A 3,172-nucleotide genomic window follows, 5' to 3' on the forward strand; every position below is an offset into this window, starting at 1 on the left:
CTCCTCGATCTTCTCACTGGCACGGTACGCTTTTTGAGCGGCCTGCTTCTTCTCCTTCGAACTCATCCCGTTGTCAACCCGCTCTTGATAGACCGGTTCTCGCGTTTCGTCGTTGACGTACTGGGGAAGATTCCGGAAGAAGTTACTCATATGCTCATGAGTAGAGGCACCAGCGGGAGCGTCATTCCGGAAATATTTGTAAGCCATCATCACCATGTGATAGGAGTTCACGGGTTTCCCGTTCTCCTCATTCCACTTCTTAGCTGATACGGCAACTCGCTGGAGATTGCCCCCATTATTTTCGTTAACGGCATTATACATTGACTGGAATTTCCGGGGATTCGTACCCACCCAAGACTGCCCACCGTAGGTGTCAGGGATCGCGTAGCCGTTATTCGGGTCGTCAGCGCCCATCGGTTGGATAGGAGTTTCCATCCCCCCGATGGTTACGGGGTCTGTCGGGCTCTCGGGATTGTGAGTATCGCTGTAACGGAATGCCGGGGTAACCTCTACGGTGAAGTCACTGAACTTCACTGCCACCACGTTTCTGTCGATGCGAACCTCTTGGTTCGGGTACTTTTGTTCCAACCGTCTTTTGACAGCACGAAGCGCGTTCTGTGGACCGTTACGAGAAGTGGCCCATTGACCGTGTTCGTCCGCATCGAGGACGATCATTACATCGATGTCGCAGTCCTCGTCGAGTGGTCCGGTCATCGTCCCTTGCATCACTGAACCGTAGATATGGTCTTCTTCAATCGACAGACCTTCTTCCTTCAAATTGTCAACGACGTTTTCACGTCGCTGCTGCATGTCCTTGGCCTGCTTGTCGGTTATCTGGGCTTCCTCAGCGTATTCTTGATGTGATTCTTCGATTTCACGTTCCGCATCCCTTGATGAGTCACCAACGTCAGAATTATTTGAGTTGGCTGGTGATCGATTACTCCCATCACCACCTTGCTGGTACTCTCCGACAGTTCGGGTGTTACCCATGAGCTACCACCTCGCTGGGGGATGGGGAGAAGGATCCTAACGTCGTTTGCCCGGCCCCCAGAACCGTCTCCTCTACGTCTTGTCTCCACTGGAGATACTGGGATTGTGCAGTACCCATTGGTACGTCTCGCAGGTCGGACTTTCTGATCCACCGTTGACCAGCAGCTGCAACAACTTCCGGCGGCATCTTGGACAGGCCGTCTCTTGCTTGGAGGCCGATGAGTAGTACCCCGTCAACACCGAGTTCGTCGATGACCTCTCGGACATCCTCGTTGAGCTTGTTGATACCGTTCCCCATTTTCCCCCCGAAGTATTGAGCACCGTAGTAGGCGCAGTACGGTAAATCAAGCTCCCGGAGGGTTTCGTAACAAATTGCTCGCTCTTCAGTGGTGTATCCCTTAACAAGCGGGATAATCTGGATCGACGTGGACAGAAGTTTGTCGTGCATCCAGCGAGTTCCGTCCATCATCTTCTTGATATTAGATTTGCGCTGGGCCTTCTCCATATCCCCGTAAACCGGATAGTCCGTAGGGATGTGGAAGTCTGAACCAAAAGCCTGTACGGCATTTCGTTCCCGAGTCCACCGAAGTTCTTTGAGGTCGTCGTCGTGGATGATACCGCCAGTGATTACAGAGAACCGTTCAGGGATATACGTAGTTCGGACCTCGCCACGGTGACGCAGCAGTGTCTCTACGTCAGTTATTTTCATCATGACGGCGTCTGAATATGGGAAGCTATCCATGAATCTCTCGTGGGCCCGCTGTGGTTGAACGCGACGAATGAGTCCTCTCGGCCATTCTGCGCTACCTCGGGATCCCTGGTGTTTTTCATTGGGGATCATTCTTGGATTTAAATCTGGGCTGCTGGTTGACGATAGTTACTACGTCACACGGGAAAATAAACGCTTCGCTGCTCAAGGTATCCTACGAACAAAATAAATTCTCGAAGACGGTCGTTGGAAATCCATTTATTTAGGAGCGGTCACGACAAAGAACGTTACAAGGGGTACTAGATAGCATGGGAAAATCCGTTCATCTAATTCCAGTTGGTTTCGACTTCCAGCGACTTGTTCAACCGATCAGCCAGGGAACGCTCGAAGCAGACGAGGTTTATTTGTTATACTCGTCTCGAAAGTCAAGCGATGAGGAAGCCCAGAAGCTCGCTGAGCGGATGGTTGAACGGCTGGAAGAGACGTTCGGAACGATACTCGGAAAGAAGGTAGAACGGCTCTCAGTCGGGAATATCTTCGAATTTGAAGAAGCGTATCCGCTGGCGTATGAGATGATACAAGATCAAGTAGAACAAGGCAACGAGGTCTGGGTCAATATTTCATCAATGCCGCGTACTATTGCCTTTGCTTTCGCCAGTGCTGCGAATTCTCTTATTATTGAAGAACCGGAACTACGCGACAGCGTCCACACCTATTACGTGTCTCCTGAGGAGTACCTCGTCACTCAAATGATTAAGGAGCTACGAACTGAACGTGAGTTCCTCCAAAACTTGGACGTCAGCGATTCTGAAGTGAAGGAACGCCAGCAGCGTATTAGTGATTTAATTGATGAGATTGACCAAAACGGGGTCACGAAAGGCGCCAAGAAGATGAACGGGGGCATACACGTGGAGTTCCCCACAGTTCCCGCCGCTGATTTACACGATTTTGAGAAGACTGTCCTCCGCTTCCTGTACGACGCCGGTGCTGTAGAATCTACATCCGAACTAGCCAGAGAACTTGCTGCCGAGTTAGACGAAGAGGTAGATGGCGGTTCTTTCAAGAGTAAAGTACAGTACAACGTTCAGAAACTCGAAGAAAAGGGGTTCGTCAACCGACATCAGGTCGGGAATCGAACAGAAACAGCGCTTGGAACTATGGGCGAACTCTGGGTAGAAACCCATCCCAAGTGAAGACCACCTAAAGGAAGGCGCAGTCACTAATCCTCTAACTCAGTTGTATTCCTTGGGTTTTCTCGAAGCGTTGACAACGAAACGTACCGGTGTCCTTGTACGAACGCGACTGTTCGGTTCGAGTCACTGGCTGTCTTGTCATTCTGAACGGCCCGGTTCAGTTTGAGGTCAGGTTTGAGGAACAGGACCTTCTGCGTGTCTCCATACCGCTCTGACCCGTTCTGTCGCATCCTCTTGACCGACTCGAGCAACGACTGCTCCTGGCGGTGGGAGAGTTCGG

The 3,172-nt window shown here is 51.2% G+C and carries 3 protein-coding genes and 1 pseudogene; 1 reads left to right on the plus strand and 3 read right to left on the minus strand.

The window, feature by feature from the left end:
• Positions 1-990: CBASS oligonucleotide cyclase (locus tag EXE42_RS18630; RefSeq protein WP_241988402.1), on the minus strand; the 990-nt coding region annotated here is incomplete at its 3' end.
• The gene (locus EXE42_RS14950) at positions 983-1,732 is read right to left on the minus strand and encodes a hypothetical protein (RefSeq protein WP_137706842.1); all 750 of its coding nucleotides are present in this window, start codon (positions 1,730-1,732) and stop codon (positions 983-985) included. The genes EXE42_RS18630 and EXE42_RS14950, both read right to left, overlap by 8 nt.
• A gap of 275 nt (positions 1,733-2,007) precedes the next feature.
• On the opposite strand from EXE42_RS14950, the gene EXE42_RS14955 reads away from it, so the two are divergent.
• A complete protein-coding gene (locus EXE42_RS14955; protein ID WP_137706843.1) occupies positions 2,008-2,892 on the plus strand; it encodes a DUF6293 family protein in 885 nt (294 codons plus the stop codon).
• A 26-nt stretch (positions 2,893-2,918) separates the two neighbouring features.
• Here the strand turns inward: EXE42_RS14955 and EXE42_RS19585 are convergent.
• Positions 2,919-3,172 (minus strand): annotated as a pseudogene (locus tag EXE42_RS19585) (hypothetical protein); the annotation flags it as partial.

Source organism: Halorubrum sp. SP3, assembly GCF_005435195.1.
Taxonomy (GTDB): domain Archaea; phylum Halobacteriota; class Halobacteria; order Halobacteriales; family Haloferacaceae; genus Halorubrum; species Halorubrum sodomense.

What these genes read in the sequence shown, in the direction of transcription:
- EXE42_RS14950 (WP_137706842.1), bottom strand. Translation starts at nt 1,732, where the DNA reads ATGGATAGCTTCCCATATTCAGACGCCGTCATGATGAAAATAACTGAC.
- EXE42_RS14955 (WP_137706843.1), top strand. Translation starts at nt 2,008, where the DNA reads ATGGGAAAATCCGTTCATCTAATTCCAGTTGGTTTCGACTTCCAGCGA.